The organism is Streptomyces sp. NPDC046939 (assembly GCF_040644575.1).
Taxonomy (GTDB): Bacteria; Actinomycetota; Actinomycetes; order Streptomycetales; family Streptomycetaceae; genus Streptomyces.
In genome coordinates this window covers 46,289-67,080 of record NZ_JBEYWV010000023.1, presented here as the reverse complement: position 1 = coordinate 67,080, position 20,792 = coordinate 46,289, and the positions used below count along the sequence as shown (strand labels likewise).

Here is a 20,792-nt window from a genome sequence, read left to right as displayed (position 1 = left end):
TCTGTCAGTGTCCAATCACCGTAGCGACAGGGACTCATCCGCATATTTATAGTTGAGCGCGTCCCCAGGGTCGGGAGGGAGGCGCGTCACCATGGACCTCGCTTTGCTGCGCACCTTCGTCACGGTCCACCGCGCCGGTTCCTTCACCCGCGCCGCCGCCCTGCTCGGTCTCTCCCAGCCGGCGGTCACCTCGCAGATACGCACGCTGGAGCGGCAGTTGGGCCGCCCGTTGTTCCTGCGCCAGGCGCGCGGTGTGACCCCCACGCCCATCGGCGACGAGCTGGCGCACAAGGTGGCTCCGCACCTCGACGCCCTCATGGAGATCACCGAGATCGGGCTCGACGAGGAGTCGTCCGTCCGCACGCTGCACATCGCGGGGCCGCCGGAGTTCACCGCGGAACGCGCGCTGCCCGCGCTCACGGAGCTGACCAGGGACGATGGCCAGAGCATCGCCTTACGTGCCTCCTTCGGCACCGCCGAGGAATCCGTGGAGGGGCTCGCCGCCGGACATCATGATCTGGCCATCACGACGGCCCGTCCGCGCGGCCCTCTGCTCACGGCGACTCCGCTCTGCGACGAGGAGCACGTTCTGGTCGCCTCACCCCGCTGGGCCGCCCGGATCGGCTCCGGGGCGCTGCACCGCGCTGCGGCGCCCTCCCTCGAGAAGCTCCCCATGGTCGAGGTCCATGAGTCGCTGCCGCTGATCCAGCGGTACTGGGCCACTGTCTTCGACTCCCGCCCCGCCGTCTCCGGCACCGTCGTCGTGCCGGACCTCCGCGCGGTCCTCGCCTGCGTGATCACCGGCGCAGGTCTTGCCGTCCTGCCGCGCTATCTCTGCGCTTCCGCCCTGGAGCAGGGTGAGGTCGTGGCGCTGCTCGATCCGCCGGTACCGCCGCTGCGCACCTACTTCCTCGTCGTACGCACCGGCACGCTCGCCTCGCCGCACATCGCGCGGGCGCACGAGTGGCTGCTGCGCGCTGCGGTCGACTGGTCGTGAGCGGCACGGGGCGCGGTGCGCGATGTTTCACGTGGAACCAGCCGGGCCACATTTCTCCCATGACCGTCCGACCCGTGGTCAAGCGCACCGCACGCGCCGTTCTGCTCGACGGCGACCACCTCATCCTCATCAAGCGGACCAAGCCGGGCGTCGATCCGTACTGGGTGACTCCTGGCGGGGGCGTCGAACCGGAGGATACGACCGTCGTCGACGCCCTGCACCGCGAGGTGCACGAGGAGCTCGGCGCGAAGGTCACCGACGTGGTGCCGTGCTTCGTGGACACCGTCGAGCACATCGGTGAGGACGCCGCGACGACCGGCGTGAAGGTCCAGCACTTCTTCGTCTGCAGGCTGGAGTCGATGGACCTGTCCCAGCGCCACGGCCCGGAGATCGAGGAGCCGTGCGGCGAGTACGAGGTCGTACGGGTCCCGTTCACCCGCGTCGGCATCGCCTCGGTCCATCTGGTGCCGCTCTCCCTGCGCCACTACCTGGACGGCAACATCGAGGGCGTACGGGCGCTGCACGCGCCTGACCTGGGCTGATCCTGAGCCGACACGGGATTCAGTCCGCGGCCGCGACCAGTTCCTCCACCGCGTCGTGGCGGATGCGGTGGTGCGGGACGCCAAGGGCGCGCAGGGTGTCGACCCCGGTGCGGATCATGCCGGGTGGGCCGGAGAGATAGGCGTCGTACTCGTTCCACGGGCCGTACTCGCGCACGGCGTCCGGCAGGTGCCGATGGGCCCGCCGGTCGACGACGGGCCGGACCGCGAGCCACGGATGGCTGCGCTGGAGCCGCAGCATGGTGTCGATGTCGTACAGGTCGTGGTCGGTGCGGGCCCCGTAGAACACCTCGACCGGCCGCCGCTCCCCGTGCTCGGCGACGTCCTCCACCAGCGCCTTGATGGGCGCTATGCCGGTGCCGCCGCCCAGGCAGAGCAGGCCGCTGTCGGTGCTGTGGTCGACGGTCATGGAACCGGCGGGCGGCCCGAGCCGCAGCACGTCGCCGGGTCGGGCGCGGTGGACCAGGGCGTTGGACACCCAGCCCGCCGGGACGGCCTTCACGTGGAACGACAGCAGCCCGTCGGCGCGGGGCGCCGACGCGAAGGAGTAGTTCCGCCAGATCCGCGGCCACCACGGCGTCTCGAGCGTCGTGTACTGACCGGCCAGAAAGGGGTACGGCTGGTCGGGTCGGACGGTGACGACCGCGATGTCGGAGGTGCGCGGCTCGTGCGCGACGACCTCGGCCAGCCACCAGGCGGGCGCCTTCTCCTCGTCCTCGGCGGCCGCGTCGATCATCACCTGGGAGATCGTCGTGTACGTGCGGACCCACGCGGCCTCGGCCGCCTCGTCCCAGGTGCTCGTGGCGTAGCGGGCGAGCGCGGCGATGAGGCACTCGCCGACGGCCGGGTAGTGCTCCGACCGCGTGCCGTACTTGCGGTGGCCGCGGCCCAGGTTCTTCAGGTACGGGACGAGCACGAGCTTGTTGTCGACGTGGTCAGCGGCCGTCAGCAGCGCCTTGAGCAGGCGGTCCCGCTGGGCGTCCATCGCGACGGGGAACAGCGGACGCAGCTCCGGGTGGCGGACGAAGAGCAGTGCGTAGAAGTACGAGGTGAGCTGGGAGGCGACGGGCCCGATCTCGTCCATCGTGCGCCGCACGAGCACCGCGTCGGGAGAGGCCCTCTCGGCGAGGGAGCGGGGCGGCGGTACGCGCTGGGCCGGGTCGGCGCGCGATCTGGACCAGCCGTCCCCGCCGCCCGGACCGGAATCGGCCGGCGTAGCGCTCGGAGCGTCCATGCGATGCCTCGCCTCGAACATCTCGGGTCGGTCTGCGTACGTCCGTCTCGCTGCACACTTCCGCATGGGCCGCACGCCGCTACGGAGAGGTCCACATCGCAGAGTGCCACTCCTTTCCCTCCTGTTGAGGGGAAACCGAAAAGTACAGGTTGTTGATCTTTCGCCTGGTTGGCCTTGAACGGCTCGCGCGGGCACCGTGTCCGCCACTGGGGACGGCCGGGCCCGATGCCGGTGGCCGAAAGTATCGGGCCACTGCACGCAAAGCGGTGGACGCCACCGGGCTCCGTCCGACAGCCTGACCAGCGTGTCGACACCTTCCCTCCCCGACCTGCCCATCCGCCGTCTCACCCCGCGCGACGTGCGCGCCTGCGCCGACCTCTCCGAGGACCGGGGCTGGCCCCGCGAGGAACACAAATGGGGGCTGCTGCTCGCCGCCGGTACCGGCTACGGCATCGACGCCCCCGACGGCGGGCTCCTCACCGCCTGCGTCGTGACCGAGTACGGGCCACACGGACGGCCCGAACTGGCCGCTGTCGGCATGGTCCTGGTCGCCGAGCGGTACGCACGCCGAGGAGTCGGACGGCGCCTGATGCGCCACATCGTCGAGCAGGCCGGCACGACCCCGCTGACGCTGTACGCGACACCGTACGGGCGCCCGCTCTACGAGGAGCTGGGCTTCAAGGTGACCGGACGGGCCGAGATGGTGCGCGGCCGCTTCGTCGCCGGGGGCCCGGCGCCGACCGTGGCCACGCGTGCGGCCACAGCCGAGGACCTGACCGCGATCCTGCGTCTGGACGCCGAGGTGTTCGGCGCCGACCGCACGCACGTCCTGGCGCGGCTCCCCGCTTTCGCGGACCAGTTGCGCGTGGCCGAGGAGGGCGGACGGCTCATCGGGTACGCCGCCGCCTGGCCGAACATGGACACGCACGTCGTCGGGCCGCTGGTCGCCCGCGACACCGAGACGGCGAAGGCGCTGGTCACCTCCCTCGCGGCCGGTACGGACCGGCCGCTGCGGACCGATATCGACGTCCGCCACGAGGAGTTGCTGACCTGGCTTAAGGAGCGGGGTCTCGAGGGCGTGAGCCAGAACGCCGTGATGAACCACGGCGCCCCGGACCTGCCGGGGGACTGGACCCGCCGCTTCGCACCGTTGACGGTGGCGGCGGGCTGACCAGACCTGCGGTGGGCCGGGGCGGTGATCAGCCGGGTCAGTGGCGGACCGGCTCGGCCTGCCGCTGTTCGGAGCCGGTGACGACCACGCTCGGCTCAGGGGCGCGGCGCTCCAGCGCGGCCGACACGACGGCCAGGACCAAGGCGCTCGCGGCGAGCACCGCGCCGACCCAGTTCGGGGCGGTGTAGCCGAGACCCGCGGAGATCACCATGCCGCCGAGCCAGGCGGAGAGGGCGTTGCCGAGGTTGAAGGCGCCGATGTTGACCGCCGAGGCGAGCGTGGGGGCGCCGGACGCCTGGTCGAGGACCCGCTTCTGCAGCGGCGGCACGGTCGCGAAGCCGAGGGCGCCGATCAGTACGACGGTGACCGCGGCGAGGACCTTGTTGTGGGCGGTCACCGTGAAGAGGCCGAGCACGAGCGCGAGGGCGCCGAGCGAGACGTACAGCAGGGGCATCAGGGCGCGGTCGGCGAACCTGCCGCCGACGAGGTTGCCGCCGACCATGCCGAGGCCGAAGAGAACGAGCAGCCAGGTCACCGATCCGTCGGCGAAGCCGGTGACGTGGGTCATCATCGGCGCGATGTAGGTGATGGCAGCGAAGACGCCGCCGAAGCCGAGCACGGTCATGGCCATGGCCAGCAGCACCTGGACGTTCTTGAAGGCCGCCATCTCGTGGCGCAGGCGGACACCCTCGGGCTTGGGCAGGTCCGGGACCAGCTTGGCGATGCCGAGGAGCCCGACGACACCGAGCGCGGCCACGATCGTGAACGTGACGCGCCAGCCGGCGGCCTGGCCGACGAACGTGCCGAGCGGCACACCGACGACGTTGGCCACGGTCAGGCCGGTGAACATCATGGCGATCGCGCCGGCCTTCTTCTGCGGGGCGACCAGTTCGGCGGCGACGACCGAGCCGATGCCGAAGAAGGCGCCGTGCGCGAGCGAGGCCACCACACGGCCGATCAGCATCACGGCGAAGACGGGCGCGACGGCGGAGAGCAGGTTGCCGACGATGAAGAGGCCCATGAGCAGCATCAGCATGCGTTTGCGCGGGACGCGCGTGCCCAGGACCGTCATGAGTGGGGCGCCGAACATGACGCCGAGGGCGTAGCCGGTCACCAGGAATCCGGCCGTGGGGATGGAGACGCCGAAGTCGCCCGCGACCTCGGGAAGCAGTCCCATGATCACGAATTCGGTGGTTCCGATCCCGAACGCCCCGATCGCGAGGGCGAGAAGCGCGAGAGGCATGGGGGTTGACCCTTCAGACAGTTGCAGGTGCGCCTTACGAGTCAACACAATAATTGCAGACGCGCGCTAATTGCAAGCGCGGGCAATTTCACGGATCGATTACCCTGGTATGCAGTCGCTCCGGACGGAGGATCCACGAGCCATGACCGCGACAGACCCCGCACTCACCGCCCTCTCCCAGGGCTGGTGCGCCCTTTCCCTGCTGCACGGGAGGATCGAGGCGCACATCGAGCGTGCCCTCCAGGCCAAGCACGACCTGAGCGTGCGCGAGTACTCCCTGCTCGACGTCCTCAGCCGCCAGCACGACGGAGAGGGCGGCCACCTGCAGATGAAGCAGGTCGCCGACGCCGTCGTCCTCAGCCAGAGCGCCACCACGCGCCTCGTGACCCGTCTCGAGGACCGCGGCCTGCTGTCGCGCTACCTGTGCCCCACCGACCGGCGCGGCATCTACACGAACGTCTCCGAGGCGGGCCTGGCCCTCCTGCGGGAAGCCCGCCCGACGAACGAGAGGGCCCTGCGCGAGGCCCTGGACGCCGCGGCCGAGAACCCCGAACTGGCCCCGTTCGTCCGAGCCGTCGAAGGACTCCAGGTTCCTGCCTGATCCGGATCGGCGGGCGGCGCCCTAGGCTGCCGCCATGGAAGATCTTGAAATACGAGCGGCCACGGTGGATGACGTTCCGGCGATCGTCGCGATGCTGGCCGACGACCCGCTCGGCGCTCAGCGTGAGTCGCCCGAGGACCTCACGCCGTACCTCGCCGCTCACGCGCGCCTGTCCTCCGACCCGAACCAGCATCTCGTCGTCGCCTTGCGCGGGGACCAGATCGTCGGCACGCTGCAGCTCACCTTGGTGCCGGGCCTCTCCCGTCGGGGAGCGACCCGGTCCATCATCGAGGGCGTACGCATCCACGCCGGGGAGCGCGGCAGCGGTCTGGGCACGCGGCTCATCGAGTGGGCCGTCGACACCTCTCGGCGCGAGGGGTGCCGGCTCGTGCAGTTGACGTCGGACGCGACCCGTACCGACGCTCACCGCTTCTATGAACGGCTCGGGTTCACGGCATCGCACGTGGGGTTCAAGCTACAGCTCTGACCCGGGTTTCACGTGAAACACCCGGGTCCTGTTTCACGTGAAACGGGTCCGGTGAGTACCCCGTCCTTCCTGGCGCCGTCTCTAGCTACTGCGGCAGTCCTCGCCATCCCTCCGCGTCCACCCCGCCGGGCACGGGCGCGTCCGGCCCGTACGGCTCCCGGGTGAAGACGAACGATCCGAGATCCAGGTGGCTCACCGAACCGTCCTGTCGCCGCACCGCCCGAAGCACCTCCCCCGCGTAGTAACCGTCGAGACCCGTCCAGGTGCCGTCACCGTTGGCGCGGAACCGGGAGCGCCGCCCTGCACCGGCCGCCGGGCCCAGATCCACCCCGCCGTCGGCGGTCAGGCGCAGAGCCACGACCTGCGTGCCCCAGTACCAGGGTCCCGTCAGCTCCAGAACCGCCGGGTCGACCTCGGGCAGCGGCCGCCACGGCTCGGGGATCCGCGGCTCGGCCTCGGCGACGATCCGCAGGAGGTCGGCTGCCACGGTCGCCGCGGGCAGACCCGACGTGCAGTTGGCCAGGGCGACGGCGGTGAGCCCGTCCTCCTCGCTCAGCCACAGGCCCGCCACGAACCCCGGCAGCGAACCGGTGTGGCCCGCCAGCGTGCGCCCGCCCCCTCGGACCACCTGCATTCCGAGGCCGTAGGACGCCTCCCAGTCGCCGGGCAGCGTCGGCGCCGCGGGCGTACGCATCTCCCGTACGGACTCCGCGCTCAGGACGCGGTCGTCCCCCGTGGTCAGGAACGCCGCGAAGGCGGTGAGGTCCCGGGCGGTGGACCACAACTGACCGGCGGGCGCCATCAGCCCGAGGTCCTCGCTGGGCTCGGGCAGCAGTACATCGGCATACGGGTGCACGGCCCAGCCCCCGGCGTGCGGCGCCTGCGCCGAGACACTCGTGCGGCTCAGCCCGAGCGGCTCCAGAATCTCACCGCGCAGCGCCTCCTCCCACGGGACACCGCGCACCGCCTCCACCAGCGAGCCGAGCAATGTGTAACCCGGGTTGGAGTAGTGATGGCGCCGCCCGACCGGATGCCGGAAAGGCTGCTCCCCCAGGACTTCGGCGAGGGTCGGGCGGAGCGTGGCCGACGAACGCTCCCACCACTCGCCCGGTGTCTCCGCCGCCAACCCACCGGTGTGGGCGAGCAGTTGGGCGATCGTGACGTCTCCCGCACCGGTTCCCGGGAGGTGCTTCTCCAACGGGTCGGCCAGATCGAGCAGCCCCTCGTCGCGCAGGCGCAGCACCAGCACAGCGGTGAAGGTCTTCGTGATCGAGCCGATCCGGTACTGGACGTCCTCATCGGGGCCGCGCCCATCCACCGAGGTACGCGAACCGGTCCACACCAGCTTCCCGTCACGGCCGACCGCCGCGCAGAGAGACGGCGCGCGCCCGTCCCTCTGCGCGACGGCGATGCGGTGCAGGAGGGCGCGGCGAGTGGCGGGGAGCAGTTCTGCGGGTGTCGTCATGCGCCCAGTCCACCGTGGGTGCCGCCCGGCGTCGAGCCGATTTCACCGGAGGCTGATCAAGGATGCGGTACGCCCGTCGCCGCGGTCCGCGAAGGAATCAGGTCTGCGCCATGTCCACGAAGCGCGAGTAGTGGCCCTGGAAGGCGACCGTGATCGTGGCCGTCGGGCCGTTTCGGTGCTTGCCGACGATGATGTCGGCCTCGCCCGCGCGGGGCGACTCCTTCTCGTAGGCGTCCTCGCGGTGGAGCAGGATGACCATGTCGGCGTCCTGCTCGATGGAGCCGGACTCACGCAGGTCGGACACCATCGGCTTCTTGTCCGTGCGCTGCTCGGGGCCACGGTTGAGCTGCGAGAGCGCGATGACAGGGACTTCGAGCTCCTTGGCCAGCAGCTTGAGGTTACGGGACATGTCCGACACCTCCTGCTGACGGCTCTCGGAGCGCTTGGACCCGCCGGCCTGCATCAGTTGCAGATAGTCGATGATCACGAGCTTGATGTCCTGGCGCTGCTTGAGGCGGCGGCACTTCGCGCGGATCTCCATCATCGACAGGTTCGGGGAGTCGTCGATGTAGAGCGGCGCGGCCGAGACCTCGGGCATGCGGCGCGCGAGCCGCGTCCAGTCCTCGTCGGTCATCGTGCCGGACCGCATGTGGTGCAGGGCGACGCGCGCCTCGGCCGACAGCAGACGCATCGCGATCTCGTTGCGCCCCATCTCGAGGGAGAAGATGACGCTGGGCAGGTTGTGCTTGATCGACGCGGCGCGCGCGAAGTCGAGGGCGAGCGTCGACTTACCCATGGCGGGGCGGGCCGCGATGACGATCATCTGGCCCGGGTGCAGGCCGTTGGTCAGGGAGTCGAAGTCCGTGAACCCCGTCGGCACGCCGGTCATCTCACCGCTGCGTGAGCCGATCGCCTCGATCTCGTCGAGCGCGCTCTCCATGATGTCGCCGAGCGGGAGGTAGTCCTCGCTGGTGCGCTGCTCGGTGACCGCGTAGATCTCGGCCTGCGCCTTGTTAACGATCTCGTCGACGTCGTCGTCCGCCGCGTACCCCATCTGCGTGATCCGCGTGCCCGCCTCGACGAGGCGCCGCAGCACGGCCCGCTCGTGGACGATCTCCGCGTAGTACTCGGCGTTCGCCGCGGTGGGGACGGTCTGGACGAGGGTGTGAAGATAGGCGGGGCCACCGACCTTGTTGATCTCGCCGCGCTTGGTCAGCTCGGCGGCGATGGTGATCGGGTCGGCCGGCTCGCCCTTGGCGTAGACGTCGAGGATCGCCTGGAAGATCGTCTCGTGCGCCGGCTTGTAGAAGTCGGCGCCCTTGAGGACCTCGACGACGTCGGCGATGGCGTCCTTCGACAGGAGCATGCCACCGAGCACCGACTGCTCGGCATCCAGGTCCTGGGGCGGTACGCGCTCGAAGGTGGCCGGGCCGTCGTCCCAGGCCCCGCCCTCCCTGCCGCGCTCGTGCTCGTCGCTTCGCCCGCGGCCGCCCTGGCGGCTCTGCCGGGAAGAGGGCAGACGGTCGCTGGGACCGCTGTCGGCCCAGGGGTCGTCCAAGGGCTCGGAGATACTCACCGGGCCACCTCCTCCCGTCCGCCGAGCGGACCTCGCCGTGCCTCTCATTCCTACGGCACGACACTGACAAATAAGGCGCCCGATTCCGGTTGTGACGCGGGGTTTTCCCGAGGTTTTCGGGGCCGGCCGACACGGTGGGCGCCGCCCCACGTTAGGCGTGTCGGCACCGTCAGCCAATCTGGTTATCCACAGGCGGTGTGGATGACGGCCCTCTACCTGTGGAGAACTCGGTAAATCCTGTGCACGACCCGGTGGACAGCCCTGTGAACAAGCCCTCAGCCTCTTCCACACACAGGGCCTGACCTGCACTTATCCCATCCACCGGCTGTGCAGAAGAAAAACTTTCCCAGTCGGCGCGGGTTCTCTCACGACGGCACCGGACCGCCCATATGAGCACGCCTCAAGTAAGGGTTCATATGGCGTTGCATCTCTTACCTGTGGAAGATTAGATTGGTGCCCATGACACAGGCTTCCGTGACCCCCAAGGCCGCCCGGCGACGGCACGACCGAGAGATCGTGGCTCTGGCCGTCCCGGCCTTCGGCGCGCTCGTCGCAGAGCCTCTTTTCCTCATGGCCGACAGCGCCATCGTCGGCCACCTCGGTACCGCTCAATTGGCCGGACTCGCCGTCGCCTCGGCCCTCCTCACGACCGCGGTCAGCGTCTTCGTCTTCCTCGCCTACGCGACCACGGCGGCCGTCGCACGCCGGGTCGGCGCCGGCGATCTGCGGGCAGCGATCCAGCAGGGGATGGACGGCATCTGGCTCGCCCTCCTCCTGGGCGCCGCCGTCATCGCCGTCGTGCTGCCCACCGCCCCCGCCATCGTTGAACTCCTCGGCGCCTCCGACACCGCCGCGCCCTACGCCGTCACCTATCTCCGCATCTCGGCACTGGGCATCCCCGCCATGCTCGTGGTCCTCGCCGCCACCGGCGTCCTGCGGGGCCTGCAGAACGCGAAGACCCCGCTGTACGTGGCCGTCGCCGGTTTCGTCGCCAACGCCGCGCTCAACCTCGGCCTGGTCTACGGCGCCGACCTCGGCATCGCCGGATCTGCCTGGGGGACCGTCATCGCCCAGGTGGGCATGGCAGTGGTCTACCTGGTCGTCGTCGTCCGGGGCGCCCGACGCCACGGCGCATCGCTGCGACCTGACGCGGCAGGCATCCGGGCCTGCGCCCAGGCCGGTGCGCCCCTGCTCGTCCGCACGCTCTCGCTGCGGGCGATTCTGATGATCGCCACCGCGGTCGCGGCCCGGCTCGGCGACGCCGATGTCGCCGCACACCAGATCATCCTGTCCCTGTGGAACCTGCTGGCCTTCGCACTCGACGCCATCGCCATCGCCGGACAGGCCATCATCGGCCGCTACCTGGGTGCCGACGACGCCCAGGGCGCACGCGACGTATGCCGCCGCATGGTGCAGTGGGGCGTCGCCGCGGGTATCGCTCTCGGCGTCCTGGTCATCGCGGGCCGACCACTCTACGTTCCGCTGTTCACCAGCGATCAGACCGTCCAGGACGCGGCGCTGCTCGCCCTGATCGTGGTCGCCGTCTCCCAGCCCGTCTGCGGCATCGTCTACGTACTCGACGGTGTCCTGATGGGCGCGGGCGACGGCTCCTACCTGGCCTGGGCGATGCTGATCACCCTGGCGATCTTCACCCCGGTGGCTCTGCTGGTGCCAGTGCTCGGCGGCGGTCTCACCGCCGTATGGGGAGCGATGGCGCTGATGATGGCCGTACGTATGGCGACGCTCTGGCTGCGCTACCGCTCCGGCCGCTGGGCTGTCACAGGCGCCACCCGCTGACCGGGGGGTGACACCGGGTCCCGTTTCACGTGAAACGGCGCAAGTTTCACGTGAAACGGCGCGATGCCCACAAACGGATGGGGCCGCACCCCGAAGGGTGCGGCCCCATCTGCGCTATGCGCTCTGCTCAGGGCAGGGCTCAGGCAGCGACGACCTCGACGTTGACCTTGGCGGCAACCTCGGGGTGCAGACGCACGGACGTCTCGTGGGCGCCCAGCGTCTTGATCGGCGAGCCCAGCTCGACGCGACGCTTGTCGATCTTCGGGCCACCGGCAGCCTCGATCGCCGAAGCGACGTCGGCCGGGGTGACGGAGCCGAAGAGACGACCGGCGTCGCCGGAGCGGACGGCCAGACGCACGTTCACGGCCTCGAGCTTGGCCTTGATCTCGTTGGCCTGCTCGATCGTCGCGATCTCGTGGATCTTGCGCGCACGACGGATCTGCGCGACGTCCTTCTCGCCACCCTTGGTCCAGCGGATCGCGAAGTTCCGCGGGATCAGGTAGTTACGGGCGTACCCGTCCTTGACGTCGACGACCTCGCCGGCGGCGCCGAGGCCGGAGACCTCGTGGGTAAGGATGATCTTCATGATTCGGTCACCCTTTCCTTATCGCGCGGTGGACGTGTAGGGCAGCAGCGCCATCTCACGGCTGTTCTTGACGGCCGTGGCGACGTCACGCTGGTGCTGCGTGCAGTTGCCGGTCACGCGGCGGGCACGGATCTTGCCGCGGTCGGAAATGAACTTCCGCAGCATGTTCGTGTCCTTGTAGTCCACGTACGTGACCTTGTCCTTGCAGAAAGCGCAGACCTTCTTCTTCGGCTTGCGCACAGGCGGCTTCGCCATGGTGTATCTCCTGTGTGATCAAGAAGTGGGGGTACGGCCCACCCTCGGCCCGGGGGCCTAGAAGGGGGGCTCGTCCGAGTAGCCGCCGCCGGAGCCGCCGGAGCTTCCGCCCCAGCCGCCACCGCCGCCGCCCTGCTGCTGGCCGCCGCCGGCCGGCGCGCCGGTCGCCCAGGGGTCGTCGGCGGGAGCACCGCCGCCACCCTGCTGACCGCCACCGGGGCCACCGCCCCAGCCGCCGCCCTGCTGGCCGCCACCGCCGCCGTAACCGCCCTGGCCACCGCGACCGCTGGTCTTGGTGACCTTGGCCGTGGCGTTGCGCAGGCTGGCGCCGACCTCCTCGACGTCCAGCTCGTAGACCGTGCGCTTGACGCCCTCACGGTCCTCGTAGGACCGCTGCTTCAGCCGGCCCTGCACGATGACGCGCATGCCTCGCTGGAGCGACTCCGCGACGTTCTCCGCCGCCTGACGCCAGACCGAGCACGTCAGGAACAGGCTCTCGCCGTCCTTCCACTCATTGGTCTGCCGGTCGAAGGTGCGGGGAGTGGACGCGACGCGGAACTTCGCGACCGCCGCACCGGAGGGGGTGAAGCGCAGCTCGGGGTCGTCGACAAGATTGCCGACGACCGTGATGACGGTCTCGCCTGCCATGGGGTACCTCTCGGCGGGTTTGCTGCGGACTGCTTGCTGCTACTCGGATCCCAGAACCGCTGAACCGGAGGTTCAGTGGGTCTCGGGACGGAGGACCTTGGTCCGGAGGACCGACTCGTTCAGGTTCATCTGCCGGTCGAGCTCCTTGACGACCGCAGGCTCGGCCTGCAGGTCGATGACCGAGTAGATGCCCTCGGGCTTCTTCTTGATCTCGTACGAGAGACGACGACGGCCCCAGGTGTCGACCTTCTCGACCTTTCCGTTGGCCTCACGGACCACGGAGAGGAAGTTCTCGATCAGCGGGGAGACAGCACGCTCCTCGAGATCGGGGTCGAGGATGACCATCACCTCGTAGTGACGCATGTGGAACCCACCTCCTTTGGACTCAGCGGCCACGGTCGTTCCGTGGCAGGAGGGTTGTTATGCGTGAGCAACGGTATCGGCCGCCACTGACAATCGGTCGTCGCGAAGGACGACCATGCAGATCAGCGGGTACTAGTCCCATGTCGGGACGTGGGCAGACACCAATGCAGACGGTACAGACTACCCGCACCCCGGCTTCCGGTTGAAATCCGGCGGAAGAGGCCCCCACTCTGTATACGACGGGTGTGAACGGCGCTACGATGCGCCGCCTTCCGCAGGAGGTGCCCTCATGGCACAAGCAATGCGAACCAACAGCTCTCACGCCGGCGGTCTCTTCGCCTCGGACGGCAAGCCCCATCCGGTGCCCGACACCCTGGTCGCGGTGACCGCGGTGCTCGGACTGATCGCGATCATCACCTCGATCTGGCACAACCTCCACCTCGTGAGCTCCTGGACCGGCCTCATCGGGATCCTGACCGGGGCGTACGGCCAGTTCGTCTCGGAGACGACACGCGAACGCTTCGCCCTGATCCTCGGCCTCGGCGCCTCGGCGGTCGGCTTCTTCATCGGCATGGCCCACGGCGGCCTCTTCGGCGGCGTCATCGGGTGAGGTCAGCGCCCCATCGGAGGTCGACCCCCCATACAGCCAACCGGGGCGCTCACCGGGCGCAGTAGGCTTCGGCGCGAGAGCCGGAGCCCCTGTACCCAGGGAGCCACACCAGCCCGAGGAGCGCCCCGAATGAGCCTGACCCTGAGGACCATCAGCCGAGAGCAGCATCTGGCCTATATCCAGAGCCTGCCCGCGGCGAGCCACATGCAGGTCCCGGCCTGGGCTGATGTGAAGGCCGAATGGCGCTCCGAGAGCATGGGCTGGTTCGACGACCGCACGGGCGAGATGGTCGGCGCGGGCCTGGTGCTGTACCGCCAGCTCCCCAAGATCAAGCGGTATCTGGCGTACCTCCCCGAGGGCCCGGTCATCAACTGGTACGCGCCCAACCTCGACGACTGGCTGCGCCCGATGCTGGCGCACCTGAAGCAGCAGGGTGCCTTCTCGGTGAAGATGGGGCCGCCGGTCGTCATCCGGCGCTGGGAGGCCACCTCCATCAAGAAGGGCATCCAGGACCCGGACGTGAAGCGCCTGCGCGACATCGAGGCGGACTTCATCGAGCCCCGCGCCTTCGAGGTCGCCGACAAGCTGCGCCGCATGGGCTGGCAGCAGGGCGAGGACGGCGGCGCCGGCTTCGGTGACGTCCAGCCGCGCTACGTCTTCCAGGTGCCGCTCGCCAACCGCTCCCTGGAAGAGGTCCACAAGAACTTCAACCAGCTTTGGCGCCGCAACATCAAGAAGGCCGAGAAGGCCGGTGTCGAGGTCGTCCAGGGCGGCTACCAGGACCTCGCCGAGTGGCAGCGGCTGTACGAGATCACGGCCGTGCGCGACCGCTTCCGCCCGCGCCCGCTCTCGTACTTCCAGCGCATGTGGACGGCCCTCAACTCCGAGGACCCCAATCGCATGCGGCTGTACTTCGCGCGCCACAACGGGGTGAACCTCTCGGCGGCCACGATGCTCGTCGTCGGCGGCCACGTCTGGTACTCCTACGGCGCCTCCGACAACATCGGGCGCGAGGTCCGGCCCTCGAACGCGATGCAGTGGCGGATGCTCCGCGACGCCTACGCGCTTGGCGCCACCGTCTACGACCTGCGCGGGATCAGCGACTCGCTCGACGAGACGGACCACCTCTTCGGCCTGATCCAGTTCAAGGTCGGCACGGGCGGCGAGGCCGCCGAGTACCTCGGCGAGTGGGACTTCCCGCTCAACAAGCTGCTGCACAAGGCGCTCGACATGTACATGTCCCGGCGCTGACATCGGCACCCGTGAGCCGGGCACGGCGCCCCCAGTGGCCCGTCCCGGCACACCCCGATCCGCTTTCGCCGCGGACCCGGCACAATTCACGTAGCTCCAAAGTTCTTTCATACCTCTGATACACCGCAGCCACGAGAAAGGTTCCGGGACCGGGCCATGGCGCTCACGCTCTACGTCGACACCGCGCGCTGGCGGGCGCACCACAAGCACGTGCTCGAGCAGTTTCCGGGACTCGTACCCGTCTGCAAGGGAAACGGATACGGCTTCGGCCACGAACGACTCGCGGAGGAGGCCACCCGTCTGGGCGCCGACATCCTCGCCGTCGGGACCACCTACGAAGCCGCTCGGATCAAGGACTGGTTCAGCGGTGACCTGCTGGTCCTGACGCCGTTCCGGCGCGGTGAAGAACCGGTTCCGCTGCCCGACCGCGTCATCCGCTCCGTCTCCTCCGTGGACGGCGTGCACGGCCTCGTGGGCGCCCGCGTCGTCATCGAGGTCATGTCCTCGATGAAGCGGCACGGCGTGACCGAGCAGGACCTGCCGCTTCTCGCGCACGCCATCCAGGACGTGCGCCTGGAGGGCTTCGCGATCCACCTCCCGCTGGACCGCACCGACGGCTCGGACGCCGTCGAGGAGGTCATCGGGTGGATGGACCGGCTGCGCGCGGCCAGGCTGCCGCTGCACACCATGTTCGTCAGCCATCTGAAGGCCGAGGAGCTGGCGCGGCTGCAGCAGCAGTTCCCGCAGACCCGCTTCCGCGCGCGGATCGGCACCCGGTTGTGGCTGGGCGACCACGAGGCGACCGAGTACCGCGGTGCGATCCTGGACGTCACGCGCGTCGCCAAGGGCGACCGGTTCGGCTACCGGCAGCAGAAGGCGGCCTCCGACGGCTGGCTCGTGGTCGTCGCGGGCGGCACGTCGCACGGGGTGGGCCTGGAGGCCCCCAAGGCGCTGCACGGCGTCATGCCGCGTGCCAAGGGCGTCGCCCGCGCCGGCCTGGCGACCGTGAACCGCAACCTCGCGCCGTTCGTCTGGTCCGGCAAGCAGCGCTGGTTCGCCGAGCCGCCGCACATGCAGGTGTCGATCCTCTTCGTGCCCTCGGACGCCGCCGAGCCGAGGGTGGGCGAGGAGCTGGTGGCCCACCTGCGCCACACCACCACGCAGTTCGACCGGCTCGTGGACCGCTGAGGCCACGTCCAGCACGGATGTGAGAGCGGGGCCGGACACCACCAAATGTCCGGCCCCGCTCCCGTTGCCCTCAAGCCTCTTGTTCGCTCACAGCGAACTGTCGGCTTCCTTGCCCCAGCTCACCGACGGCGGCTGCTCCCCGTCAAGGTCCGCATGGCGCGGGGGACGGGCCGCGTGGCCGAGCACGAAGACGTCCTCCGCGCCGTCCAGCACGCCACCCGAGGGATCGTCCCCACCGCCACGGCGCACCACGTCCCGTTCGGGCAGCCAGATGTCGCGCACGACGACGGCGCACAGGTACAGCGTGCCCAGGAGGTGCGCGGTGATCGCCAACTGGTAGCCCTCGGTCGGCAGGCCCTGGTGCTTGTCTCCGCTGGTCGTGTACGCGAGGTACAGCCAGATCCCGAGGAAGTACGCGATCTCGCAGGCCTGCCAGACCAGGAAGTCCCGCCACTTGGGCCGCGCCAGAGCGGCGAGCGGGATCAGCCACAGTACGTACTGCGGTGAGTAGACCTTGTTGGTGAGGATGAAGGCCGCGACGACGAGGAAGGCCAACTGCGCGAAGCGCGGACGGCGCGGCGCGGTCAGCGTGAGTCCCCCGATGCCGAGGCACGCCAGCACCATCAGGGCCGTGGCGAGCGTGTTGACGACGTCGGTGTCGAGCGGCGTGTCCATGTGCTGGGAGATGACCAGCCAGAAGGATCCGAAGTCGACGCCGCGCTCCTGGCTGAACGTGTAGAACTTCGACCAGCCCTCGGGCGCGAGCAGCATCACCGGGACGTTCACGACGAGCCAGGCCACGAGCGCGCCGCCCGTCGCGGCGATGAACGGCCGCCATTTACCGGCCCGCCAGCACAGCACGAACAGCGGACCCAGCAGCAGGACGGGATAGAGCTTGGCGGCGGTGGCGAGGCCGAGGAGCACACCGAAGGCGAGAGCGCGCCCCCGGGACCACATCAGCATCGCGGCCGCTGTGAGCGCCACTGCGAAGAGATCCCAGTTGATGGTGGCGGTCAGCGCGAACGCGGGCGCAAGGGCGACCAGGAGGCCGTCCCAGGGCCGTCGCCGGTGGGTCCGGGTGACGCAGACGGCGATGACCACGGCGCAGATCATCAGCATCCCGGCATTGACCATCCAGTACACCTGCTCCTGGTGCTGGATGGAGCCGCTGCCGGGGGTCAGCCACGAGGCGACCTCCATGAACACACCGGTGAGGACCGGGTACTCGAGGTAGTCCATGTCGCCGGGCAGCTTGTCGAAGTACGGCACGAGACCGTCCGCGAAGCCCCGCCCCTGGTACAGGTGCGGGATGTCCGAGTAGCAGGCGTGCGTGTACTGCGAGCTCGCCCCGAAGAACCAGCCTCCGTCGTAGCAGGGGAACTTCTGGACCATCCCGAGCGCGAACATGCCGAGCATCACCAGCGCGATGACGCGTACCGGTGTCCACCACGACCGGCCGACCAGCGCCCGTACGCCGAGGGGGCCGCCGATGAACTCAACTCCGGCGGCCGCGACCTCGTCCTCCCTGGTGGGCCGCACCGGCTCCGGTTCGGGTTGGCTCATACGCGTCGTCTCTGCACTGGGCATGCCGCACATCCTGCCGTACGTGGTTGAGAACGGGGCGAGGGCCGCCGCACCCGGTTCGGTGCGACGGCCCTCGCCACCTGGAGAACGCGCAGCGTTTCACGTGAAACACGCAGCGCTAGCACTGGGACCTATTGGCCGTCCTTGCCTCCGATGAAGCCCCCTCCGGTCTGACCATTGGTATTGCCGCTGTTCGCGCCGCCGGTCGTGCCTTCGGTCGTCCCGCCGTCCGTGGTCTGGCCTCCGGTCGTCCCACCGTCGGCCGTGCCGCCGTCCGTGGTTCCGCCGTTGTCGGTCCCGCCGTCCGTCGTCCCCCCGTCCTTGCCGCAGTTCCAGTCCGTCCACTTGTTGCAGGTCTCCGTGGGGGTCGGAGACGACGGGGCGGATGTGGTCGGGCTCGGCGTCGTCTTGGTCGGCGTGGGCTTGGGGGTCGTCGGCGTGGGCTTGGGGGTCGTCGGCGTCGGAGTGGGAGTGGGCGTCGCGCCGACGACCTTGCCGATGGGCTCGGGCTCCGGGAACGACTCGTTCGGCAGGCCCTTCATGGCCTGGGCCATGTAGTCGTGCCAGATCTCCGACGGGAACGAGGCACCGTGGATCTTCTGCTGGCCGCCCGTCCCGTACATCTCCAGGAACTTGCGGTTCTTGGACTTCTCGTTGTCGTCCATCCGGTACATCGTGATCGCCGTGGACAGCTGCTTGGTGTAGCCCACGAACCAGGCGGACTTGTTGCCGTCGGTGGTACCCGTCTTGCCGGCCACGTCGCGGCCCGGCAGCGCGGCGTTGGTACCGGTGCCCTTCTCGACGACCGTCTTCAGCACGTCGGTCACGTTGTCGGCGACCTTGGAGGCGAAGGCGCGCTCCGGCGTCGCCTCGTGCCGGTACACGGTCTCGCCCTCGTGCTTCACGGACGTCACCGAGTAGGGGTCGTTCTGCTGGCCGCTGGCCGCGAAGGTCGCATAGGCACCGGCCATACGGATCGCGCTCGGGTCGGACGTGCCGAGCGAGAACGACGGGTACCTGGCGCTGGCGAAGCTGTTGTCCAGGATGCCGGCCTTCTGCGCGGCCTCCTTCACCTTGTTCAGCCCCACGTCCATGCCGAGCTGCACGTAAGCCGAGTTCACGGACTCACGCATCGCCTCACGCAGGTCGATCTGGTAGCTCGGCGGGTTGTACGACTTCTTGCCGTCGTTCTTCTGGTTCCACTGCTCGCCCTTCTCGTTCATCCAGACCTCGCCGTTGTAGTCGTGGATCTTCAGGCCGTTCTGGCCGCTGTAGAGGCTCTTCGGCGAGACGACGGTGCGCTGCGACTCGTCCTGGTCCGGCGGCCCCTGCGGGTTCCTGACACCCCACTCAAAGGCCGCTGCCAGAACGAACGGCTTGAACGTCGAGCCGACCTGGGCACCGGTCACGTCCGCGTTGTTGGTGAAGTGCTTCGTCGCGTCCTCACCGCCGTAGATCGCCTCGATGGCGCCGTCCTTGGGCGAGACGGATGCGCCGCCGAACTGGACGTACTTGTCGACGTACACCCCGTTGACCTTGCGCTTCTCGTCGAGGTTCTCCTTGCGGACCTTCTTGACCGCGGCTTCGAGCTGGTCCACCTTCTTGCGGTCGAAGGTCGTGTGGATCTCGTAGCCACCGAGCCGCAAGGCGTTCTCGGTGATCTTCCCTTCGCTGTTCTTGATCACAGACGCCCTGGCGAGGTCGACGAGGTAGCCGATCTGACCGCTGAGCTGGGCATTCGAGCGCGGGTTCTGAAGCTTCGGGAACTCGGTGTACTTGGCGCGATCCGCGGCGGACAGGTGGCCGTCCTTGACCTCCTCGTCCAGGATCCACTTCCAGCGGGCCGTGGCGCGCTCGGTGTTCTTCTCCTGCGTGGCGTTCACCGGGTCGATCTCGGGGGAGCCGGCCGGGTCGTAGTACGTGGCGCCCTTGAGGACGGCGGCGAGGAAGGCGGTCTGGTTCGGCTGGAGCTTCGCCGCGTCCTTGCCGAAGTACGTGCGGGCGGCGGCCTGGATTCCGTAGGCGCCGCGGCCGTAGTACGCCGAGTTCAGGTAACCGGCCATCACGTCGTCCTTGTCGACCGTGCGGCCGACCTTGATCGAGACGAGGAGTTCCTTCAGCTTCCGGCTGACCGTCTGCGACTGGTCGTCCAGCATCGCGTTCTTCACGTACTGCTGGGTGATGGTCGAGCCACCCTGGGTCTGGCCGCCCTTCGCCATGTTGAACACGGCGCGCGCGATACCCATGGGGTCGACGCCCTTGTCGGTCTCGAACGTCTTGTTCTCCGCCGACATGACCGCATCCCGCATGGACTTGGGGATGTCCTCGTACTTGATGATCTGGCGGTTGGTCTCACCACCGGTGGCGACCATCTGCGTGCCGTCCGCCCAGTAGTAGACGTTGTTCTGCGCCTTGGCCGTGTCGGCCATCTTGGGCACGCCCACCATCGCGTACGCGATTCCCGCGACCAGCATCATGCCGCCCAGGAAGCCGAAGCCCGTCCCGGTCACGAGCCGCCAGGACGGCACCCAGCGCCGCCAGCCCCACTTGTTCGCGCGCGGGTAGTCGATGAACCGCTTCTTCTGCGGACCACGCCCCTTGCCGCGCCCGGGGCCGCTCGGACCGCCAGGGCCACCGCCACCGCGGCGCCCGCCTCCACCGGCGCCACCGCGTCCGGCGCCGCCCTCGGCGGCCCTGCGCCGCCCACCACCGCGCTGCGCGGCGCGGCGCGCCTCCGCGCGTCCTCCCCAAGGTTGATCGTCACCCTGGCTGCCGTACGAACCCGAGGAACTCGGGGGATCGTAGGAACCGGAAGGCGACGCGGTGCTGCCGCGCGGTGCCGCGCGGCGGCCCGACGGTTCTCCTGACGCTCCGCGACGGGCCGCGGCGCGCCCGCCCTGCGGCTGCGGCGGTTTGCGACGGTGCTCGCTCATCGAACGATTACTCCTCGGGCAGGCGCGGCCTCGCGCGCCTGGAAACGGCGTCTGGTGTCCGGTCCCCCCGACGTACGGATGTGCCGCTCCCGGCACTCACCCGCACTGCACCCGGGACAACGACGCCCCCAGGCGTCACATGGTTCCCGGTGGTCTGCATGGCGGACAGACTACGCACCGTCAAAACCCTCCGAGGGCCGAAGTTCACCCCAAAACAGGCAAGTTGCTCCTATGAATCATTGA

Annotated in this window: 19 protein-coding genes; 9 read left to right on the top strand and 10 right to left on the bottom strand. The window is 69.3% G+C overall.

Going from position 1 to position 20,792, the window contains the following annotated elements; translation table 11 throughout:
* Positions 1–91 precede the first annotated feature (91 nt).
* The gene (locus ABZ877_RS24605; protein ID WP_361074724.1) at positions 92–997 is read left to right on the top strand and encodes a LysR family transcriptional regulator; all 906 of its coding nucleotides are present in this window, start codon (positions 92–94) and stop codon (positions 995–997) included.
* Positions 998–1,056: 59 nt separating this feature from the next.
* On the top strand, positions 1,057–1,539 hold the full coding sequence (locus ABZ877_RS24600; RefSeq protein ID WP_361074722.1) for an NUDIX hydrolase: 483 nt from the start codon (positions 1,057–1,059) through the stop codon (positions 1,537–1,539).
* 19 nt (positions 1,540–1,558) lie between these two features.
* On the opposite strand, the gene ABZ877_RS24595 is transcribed toward ABZ877_RS24600, so the two are convergent.
* The gene (locus ABZ877_RS24595; RefSeq protein ID WP_361074720.1) at positions 1,559–2,791 is read right to left on the bottom strand and encodes a globin domain-containing protein; all 1,233 of its coding nucleotides are present in this window, start codon (positions 2,789–2,791) and stop codon (positions 1,559–1,561) included.
* Between the two features lie 304 nt (positions 2,792–3,095).
* Between ABZ877_RS24595 and ABZ877_RS24590 the strand changes: the two genes are divergently transcribed.
* Positions 3,096–3,962 carry a GNAT family N-acetyltransferase gene (locus ABZ877_RS24590; protein WP_361074718.1) on the top strand — a complete coding sequence of 289 codons (867 nt, stop codon included), beginning with the start codon at positions 3,096–3,098 and terminating at the stop codon, positions 3,960–3,962.
* A 37-nt stretch (positions 3,963–3,999) separates the two neighbouring features.
* Here the strand turns inward: ABZ877_RS24590 and ABZ877_RS24585 are convergent, their stop codons facing one another.
* Positions 4,000–5,205: an MFS transporter gene (locus tag ABZ877_RS24585; RefSeq protein ID WP_361074716.1), complete on the bottom strand. Its 1,206-nt coding sequence runs from the start codon at positions 5,203–5,205 to the stop codon at positions 4,000–4,002.
* A 142-nt stretch (positions 5,206–5,347) separates the two neighbouring features.
* Between ABZ877_RS24585 and ABZ877_RS24580 the strand changes: the two genes are divergently transcribed.
* Positions 5,348–5,806, top strand: coding sequence for a MarR family transcriptional regulator (locus tag ABZ877_RS24580; protein ID WP_361074714.1), 459 nt, complete (start codon positions 5,348–5,350; stop codon positions 5,804–5,806).
* 34 nt (positions 5,807–5,840) lie between these two features.
* Positions 5,841–6,293 carry a GNAT family N-acetyltransferase gene (locus ABZ877_RS24575; protein WP_361074712.1) on the top strand — a complete coding sequence of 151 codons (453 nt, stop codon included), beginning with the start codon at positions 5,841–5,843 and terminating at the stop codon, positions 6,291–6,293.
* 85 nt (positions 6,294–6,378) lie between these two features.
* On the opposite strand, the gene ABZ877_RS24570 is transcribed toward ABZ877_RS24575, so the two are convergent.
* Together ABZ877_RS24570 and dnaB are read right to left on the bottom strand one after the other, a co-directional pair.
* Positions 6,379–7,758 carry a serine hydrolase domain-containing protein gene (locus ABZ877_RS24570; protein WP_361074710.1) on the bottom strand — a complete coding sequence of 460 codons (1,380 nt, stop codon included), beginning with the start codon at positions 7,756–7,758 and terminating at the stop codon, positions 6,379–6,381.
* Between the two features lie 97 nt (positions 7,759–7,855).
* Entirely contained in the window at positions 7,856–9,334 is a 1,479-nt protein-coding gene (dnaB, locus tag ABZ877_RS24565) for a replicative DNA helicase (RefSeq protein ID WP_361074708.1), read from the bottom strand.
* Between the two features lie 459 nt (positions 9,335–9,793).
* On the opposite strand from dnaB, the gene ABZ877_RS24560 reads away from it, so the two are divergent.
* Positions 9,794–11,131, top strand: a complete 1,338-nt coding sequence (locus ABZ877_RS24560; RefSeq protein WP_361074706.1) for an MATE family efflux transporter — start codon at positions 9,794–9,796, stop codon at positions 11,129–11,131.
* A 139-nt stretch (positions 11,132–11,270) separates the two neighbouring features.
* Here ABZ877_RS24560 and rplI read toward each other — a convergent pair whose 3' ends face one another.
* From rplI to rpsF, 4 genes are all read right to left on the bottom strand, one after another.
* Entirely contained in the window at positions 11,271–11,717 is a 447-nt protein-coding gene (rplI, locus tag ABZ877_RS24555) for a 50S ribosomal protein L9 (RefSeq protein WP_361074705.1), read from the bottom strand.
* An 18-nt stretch (positions 11,718–11,735) separates the two neighbouring features.
* A complete protein-coding gene (rpsR, locus tag ABZ877_RS24550) occupies positions 11,736–11,972 on the bottom strand; it encodes a 30S ribosomal protein S18 (protein WP_003949403.1) in 237 nt (78 codons plus the stop codon).
* A gap of 57 nt (positions 11,973–12,029) precedes the next feature.
* A complete protein-coding gene (locus tag ABZ877_RS24545; protein WP_361074703.1) occupies positions 12,030–12,620 on the bottom strand; it encodes a single-stranded DNA-binding protein in 591 nt (196 codons plus the stop codon).
* 72 nt (positions 12,621–12,692) lie between these two features.
* The gene (gene rpsF, locus ABZ877_RS24540) at positions 12,693–12,983 is read right to left on the bottom strand and encodes a 30S ribosomal protein S6 (RefSeq protein ID WP_052578287.1); all 291 of its coding nucleotides are present in this window, start codon (positions 12,981–12,983) and stop codon (positions 12,693–12,695) included.
* Between the two features lie 289 nt (positions 12,984–13,272).
* Between rpsF and ABZ877_RS24535 the strand changes: the two genes are divergently transcribed.
* The 3 genes from ABZ877_RS24535 to ABZ877_RS24525 all read left to right on the top strand — a co-directional run bounded on the left by ABZ877_RS24535 (position 13,273) and on the right by ABZ877_RS24525 (position 16,032).
* Positions 13,273–13,593: a hypothetical protein gene (locus ABZ877_RS24535; RefSeq protein ID WP_361074701.1), complete on the top strand. Its 321-nt coding sequence runs from the start codon at positions 13,273–13,275 to the stop codon at positions 13,591–13,593.
* A 129-nt stretch (positions 13,594–13,722) separates the two neighbouring features.
* Positions 13,723–14,844: a peptidoglycan bridge formation glycyltransferase FemX gene (femX, locus tag ABZ877_RS24530; protein WP_361074699.1), complete on the top strand. Its 1,122-nt coding sequence runs from the start codon at positions 13,723–13,725 to the stop codon at positions 14,842–14,844.
* A 156-nt stretch (positions 14,845–15,000) separates the two neighbouring features.
* Positions 15,001–16,032: an alanine racemase gene (locus tag ABZ877_RS24525; RefSeq protein WP_361074697.1), complete on the top strand. Its 1,032-nt coding sequence runs from the start codon at positions 15,001–15,003 to the stop codon at positions 16,030–16,032.
* A gap of 87 nt (positions 16,033–16,119) precedes the next feature.
* Here ABZ877_RS24525 and ABZ877_RS24520 read toward each other — a convergent pair whose 3' ends face one another.
* Entirely contained in the window at positions 16,120–17,619 is a 1,500-nt protein-coding gene (locus ABZ877_RS24520; RefSeq protein ID WP_361074695.1) for a glycosyltransferase 87 family protein, read from the bottom strand.
* A gap of 128 nt (positions 17,620–17,747) precedes the next feature.
* Positions 17,748–20,549 carry a transglycosylase domain-containing protein gene (locus tag ABZ877_RS24515; RefSeq protein WP_361074693.1) on the bottom strand — a complete coding sequence of 934 codons (2,802 nt, stop codon included), beginning with the start codon at positions 20,547–20,549 and terminating at the stop codon, positions 17,748–17,750.
* Between the last annotated feature and the right edge of the window lie 243 nt (positions 20,550–20,792).

Bases quoted from the DNA above. Each gene is read 5' to 3' on its own strand.
- ABZ877_RS24605 (WP_361074724.1), top strand. From the start codon at position 92: ATGGACCTCGCTTTGCTGCGCACCTTCGTCACGGTCCACCGCGCCGGT.
- ABZ877_RS24600 (WP_361074722.1), top strand. From the start codon at position 1,057: ATGACCGTCCGACCCGTGGTCAAGCGCACCGCACGCGCCGTTCTGCTC.
- ABZ877_RS24595 (WP_361074720.1), bottom strand. From the start codon at position 2,791: ATGGACGCTCCGAGCGCTACGCCGGCCGATTCCGGTCCGGGCGGCGGG.
- ABZ877_RS24585 (WP_361074716.1), bottom strand. From the start codon at position 5,205: ATGCCTCTCGCGCTTCTCGCCCTCGCGATCGGGGCGTTCGGGATCGGA.
- ABZ877_RS24580 (WP_361074714.1), top strand. From the start codon at position 5,348: ATGACCGCGACAGACCCCGCACTCACCGCCCTCTCCCAGGGCTGGTGC.
- ABZ877_RS24575 (WP_361074712.1), top strand. From the start codon at position 5,841: ATGGAAGATCTTGAAATACGAGCGGCCACGGTGGATGACGTTCCGGCG.
- ABZ877_RS24570 (WP_361074710.1), bottom strand. From the start codon at position 7,758: ATGACGACACCCGCAGAACTGCTCCCCGCCACTCGCCGCGCCCTCCTG.
- ABZ877_RS24560 (WP_361074706.1), top strand. From the start codon at position 9,794: ATGACACAGGCTTCCGTGACCCCCAAGGCCGCCCGGCGACGGCACGAC.
- rplI (WP_361074705.1), bottom strand. From the start codon at position 11,717: ATGAAGATCATCCTTACCCACGAGGTCTCCGGCCTCGGCGCCGCCGGC.
- rpsR (WP_003949403.1), bottom strand. From the start codon at position 11,972: ATGGCGAAGCCGCCTGTGCGCAAGCCGAAGAAGAAGGTCTGCGCTTTC.
- ABZ877_RS24545 (WP_361074703.1), bottom strand. From the start codon at position 12,620: ATGGCAGGCGAGACCGTCATCACGGTCGTCGGCAATCTTGTCGACGAC.
- rpsF (WP_052578287.1), bottom strand. From the start codon at position 12,983: ATGCGTCACTACGAGGTGATGGTCATCCTCGACCCCGATCTCGAGGAG.
- ABZ877_RS24535 (WP_361074701.1), top strand. From the start codon at position 13,273: ATGGCACAAGCAATGCGAACCAACAGCTCTCACGCCGGCGGTCTCTTC.
- femX (WP_361074699.1), top strand. From the start codon at position 13,723: ATGAGCCTGACCCTGAGGACCATCAGCCGAGAGCAGCATCTGGCCTAT.
- ABZ877_RS24525 (WP_361074697.1), top strand. From the start codon at position 15,001: ATGGCGCTCACGCTCTACGTCGACACCGCGCGCTGGCGGGCGCACCAC.
- ABZ877_RS24520 (WP_361074695.1), bottom strand. From the start codon at position 17,619: ATGCCCAGTGCAGAGACGACGCGTATGAGCCAACCCGAACCGGAGCCG.
- ABZ877_RS24515 (WP_361074693.1), bottom strand. From the start codon at position 20,549: ATGAGCGAGCACCGTCGCAAACCGCCGCAGCCGCAGGGCGGGCGCGCC.